This is a genomic window from Rhizobium sp. SEMIA 4085, assembly GCF_013004495.1.
Lineage (GTDB): Bacteria > Pseudomonadota > Alphaproteobacteria > Rhizobiales > Rhizobiaceae > Rhizobium > Rhizobium gallicum.
Window position 1 is genome coordinate 1 of record NZ_JABEPH010000467.1, and the last position, 3,894, is coordinate 3,894.

Annotated in this window: 3 protein-coding genes and 1 pseudogene; 2 read left to right on the plus strand and 2 right to left on the minus strand. The window is 58.2% G+C overall.

The annotated features are described in order from the left end of the window. Both C9413_RS29210 and C9413_RS29215 read right to left on the minus strand, forming a co-directional pair. The coding region (locus C9413_RS29210) for an FAD-dependent oxidoreductase (protein WP_348648813.1) at positions 1-586 on the minus strand (586 nt) is incomplete at its 3' end. A 214-nt stretch (positions 587-800) separates the two neighbouring features. Next, the gene (locus C9413_RS29215; RefSeq protein WP_052451770.1) at positions 801-1,427 is read right to left on the minus strand and encodes a TetR/AcrR family transcriptional regulator; all 627 of its coding nucleotides are present in this window, start codon (positions 1,425-1,427) and stop codon (positions 801-803) included. Between the two features lie 87 nt (positions 1,428-1,514). Here C9413_RS29215 and C9413_RS29220 point away from each other — a divergent pair, with 87 nt between their 5' ends. Next, positions 1,515-2,255 carry an NIPSNAP family protein gene (locus C9413_RS29220; protein WP_040115044.1) on the plus strand — a complete coding sequence of 247 codons (741 nt, stop codon included), beginning with the start codon at positions 1,515-1,517 and terminating at the stop codon, positions 2,253-2,255. A gap of 466 nt (positions 2,256-2,721) precedes the next feature. Next, a pseudogene (locus tag C9413_RS29225) lies at positions 2,722-3,894 on the plus strand (adenylate/guanylate cyclase domain-containing protein); the annotation flags it as partial.

The window sequence follows — 3,894 nt, forward strand, 5'->3', positions numbered from 1 at the left end:
TCTGCAGCTCGATCGAAAGGGGGCCGCCATAGGCGGAAACAACCGTTCCATAACCTTCACGTACTCGCCAGTCGGGACCGGGACCGGGCTCATACCGCTGGAGGTCGACTACCGACGATCTATCAAGTCCGGCTCCGGTGATGAACCCACCGACCGCATGGACGTATTCGTTCCACCTGCCGTCGGCTGGGAGCAGGTTCGAAAGCGCCGCGTCCTCGCCCTCATGGGAACTGATCCTCTCAAAGAATGCTTCGAGGGCGCGGATTGCGGGCCGGGCGTCGGCGTTCGTTTCGAGCTTACGTCCTCCCTCGTCCCATGGCGCGCGGGTGTCATCGATCGTAAGTCCAAGTTGTCGGGCGATCGCCGTCCAGGCATTCGTTCTTGCCCCATGCAGCCATCCGCATCCGACGTCAAGGGCGCCCAGTCCCGCACCGAAATGCTCTGTCCGCGCTCGCCCTCCTATACGTGCGGACGCCTCCAGAACGACGAGCGAAAGATCCGGCCGCGCCGCCATAAGGCGCCTACCCGCCGCTATACCGGCCGCGCCAGCGCCGATGATCGCCACATCTACTTCGTTCTCAGTCACAATGGTGCCTCCCGATCGAACAGCCATGGTATCCATATGCACCAGCGCCAGCATAGCTTCGGGCAGAGCCTGAGAATAGCTGCAGAGACTGACCGCTTCCATCAGCCAGTGTCGGAGGAGATGCCGCCCAAAATCAGGCGATCTCGCTGGAGCCGCGGCCTGAGCACTTCGAAGCCGTCACGGCGCAAGCTGCGGGCTTTGCGCCGCTGTCGTTTCATGGTTTCTGGCTCGGACAAAGATCAAAGTATCTCAGTAGTTCCTGGCCGCAGTCTTTGAGAGCAGAACTGCTCTGGCTTGCCTTCGCGATTCCCATTGCGCCCCAGTATGATGCAATTATGAAAATTGATGCGGCCTCCGCATCAAGGTGAGCGTAGTGTCCGGCGAGTTGATCCGCGCGGATCTTTTGCGCAAGTTCGCTTCTCCATTGCGCGAGGATTGCGATGGCGGCCTCCCGCATGGCGCCATCTTGTGCGGCCGGTTCGCTCACCATATTGCCGAGCGGACATCCAGACACAAAGCCCTGTTGATCCAGTTCTCGTATGATCTTGGTGAATATGGCTTCTATGCCGTCGGATGCCGTCTTAGCCTGTAATATCGGCTTGATCCAAGTTTCCTCGACCGCGTCGGCGACATTGCCGTTCAAAACGGCAAGGCCCAGTTCCTTCTTTGTCGGGAAGTGATGTGAGAACGCTCCACCTGTTACGTGCGCGGCCGCCTTGAGATCCTGAACGGTAGTAACGCTGTAGCCACGGGTAGTGAAGGCGTTGAAAGCGGTGTCGACAATGCGCCTTTTTACGCCTTCCGGATTGTTCGATCTTCGCTTCTGCAGACGCTTCGCCATTGAAGAGCTCTGTAACATAACTTGACAAACAGGACAATCGACCTGTAATTAAAAACAGGACAACCATCCTGTTTTTTTGAGGGATCAATGCGTGACGCCACGTCAGCCGATTCAGTCTTCGAACTCCGCCAGTACCGTCTCCATCCGGCTGCGCGCGAAACGCTGATCGAGGTTTTCGATCGAGAATTTCTGGAGACACAGGAGGAAGCTGGCATACGCGTCGTGGCTCAGTTTCGCGACCTCGATGATACCGACAGCTTCGTCTGGTTGCGCGGCTTTGCGAATATGGAGGCTCGAAGAGAGGCGCTCGGCCGCTTTTACGGAGGCCCCGTCTGGGCGCGCCATCGTGATGTCGCCAACGGCACAATGGTTAATTCCGACAATGTTCTGCTGCTGCGCCCTGCCAACCTCGACCCGAGCTCTCAACTGTCCGCCGCAGCGCGACCGACCTGCGGCAGCACTTTGGAGTCGTCCGCGCTGTTTCTTTGCGCGATCCATTACACTGCGCCGGGTAAAGAGGAGGCTTTTGCTACTTTCTTCGAAAATGAGCTCCGCTTACCGCTTCTCGAAAGTGGCGCGACTGTGCCTGCAACCTTCATGAGCGAACACAGCGCCAACACGTTCCCAAGGCTCCCGATCCGAGAAGGAGAATCAGTTTTTGTCGCTCTTTACCGCTTCTCGACGCCGCAAGCTTACGCCACTCATCTCGGCGCACTTGCAGCGTCGCGGAAGTGGACCCAGGAAATCGAACCGCAAATCATGCGACGCACGTGGCGGGCGAGCGAGGTGCTGAGGCTTTCACCGACGTCCCGATCGTTGATGCGCTAGTTTTGTCGGAACTATGCCAACCAGCGCGTCAAAAGCCCCAGAGCATTTTCATCAGCAACAGCGGAAAAGCTGCCGCGGTGCCGGTCCTGATCACGTTGAAGATAACAATCGGCAGGGCCCCTCAGCTCCGGCAGCCAGACGCCTAACCATGCCGGCAGAGGATTTGGAATCGGCGCTCAAGCCTATGAGACAAATTCGGGCGTTAAGGACAAGAACCCCGCAGTGTCTGGAAGCATAGTTCAGCTCGGTGACCTATGCAGACGACCAGTTCCGCGGTCGCGACATCCGTGCCCGCTAAAACGCGGAGGGGCGGGTTGCTTGCGCGATCAATCCGCTCGCCGCAAACATTAGGCGCAATTTTCTCAAATTGACGGGCCCCCTCGCCTCTAAACCTCATATAAATTCGCTCCTATGCTGAAGCATTCTCTGGCCTATGTGCTAATCTGGGTCGACGGGAACTTTAGCTATGAGTGAGACGCGAAAACTTGCGGCGATCCTCGTTGCCGATGTAGTCGGCTACAGCCGTCTTGCTGGTGCGGACGAGGATCGCATCCTAGCGCGGCTGCGGACGCTGCGCAGCGATCTGATCGACCCGACAATCGATGTCAATCATGGCCGCGTTGGTCAAGCGCACAGGCGACGGAATTCTTATCGAGTTCCGTAGCGTCGTGGACGCCGTGCGCTGCGCGACCGAGGTGCAGACGGCCATGATCGATCGCAATACCGGCGTGTCGCGTGAGCAGCGCATCGAGTTCCGGGTCGGGATCCATGTGGGCGATGTGGTCGAGGAGAGCGGCGGCGATTTAATGGGCGACGCCGTCAACATCGCTGCACGCTTAGGAGGAATTGCCAAGCCCGGCACGATCTGTCTCTCCGAAGATGTTTACCGCCAGGTGAAAGCGCGGCTTGATCTTGCGGTGACTGATCTCGGCCAGCTTCATCTGAAAAATATTGCAGAGCCGATGCGGGTCTATTCCCTCCAGATCGGAACTGCCCCCCAGCGGCGGTACAGACGCTGCCGCCCGCAAAGGAAATACCTTTGACTGCGGCCAATCCTGATAAAATCTCCATTGCCGTATTGGCATTCAACAATATGAGCGGCGATGCCGAACAGGAATATTTCTCCGACGGCATCAGTGAGGATATCATTACCGACCTCTCGAAGCTGTCTGAGTTCCACGTGATCGCCCGCAACTCGTCTTTCGCATACAAAAATGCAGCAGCCTCTGTGCCACAGATGGCCAGGGCGCTTGGCGTCCGCTACGTGCTCGAGGGCAGCGTGCGCAAGGCCGGCAACCGGATTCGTGTCACAGCGCAATTGATCGATGCAAGCAGCGGCGGACATGTCTGCCAGCCGGTATGATCGTGACCTGACCGACATTTATGCGGTTCAGGATGAACTCAAGCAGGAGATCGTGGCCGCACTCAAACTGAACCTCACGCGTGGCGATCAGGATCGGCTAACTCGGGCGCGCGCAGTCAATGTCCAGGCGTATGAGTTTTTTCTTGCGTGGGCGGGAGCGGGCATCCGCACATACCCGTTCCGGAAATGTCGCAGCGCGCAGCTTGGCCACCGACGCCGTCGCTATCGATCCACGATACGTTGCAGCCCAGGCACTCGCTTCTCTCACCCATGTCG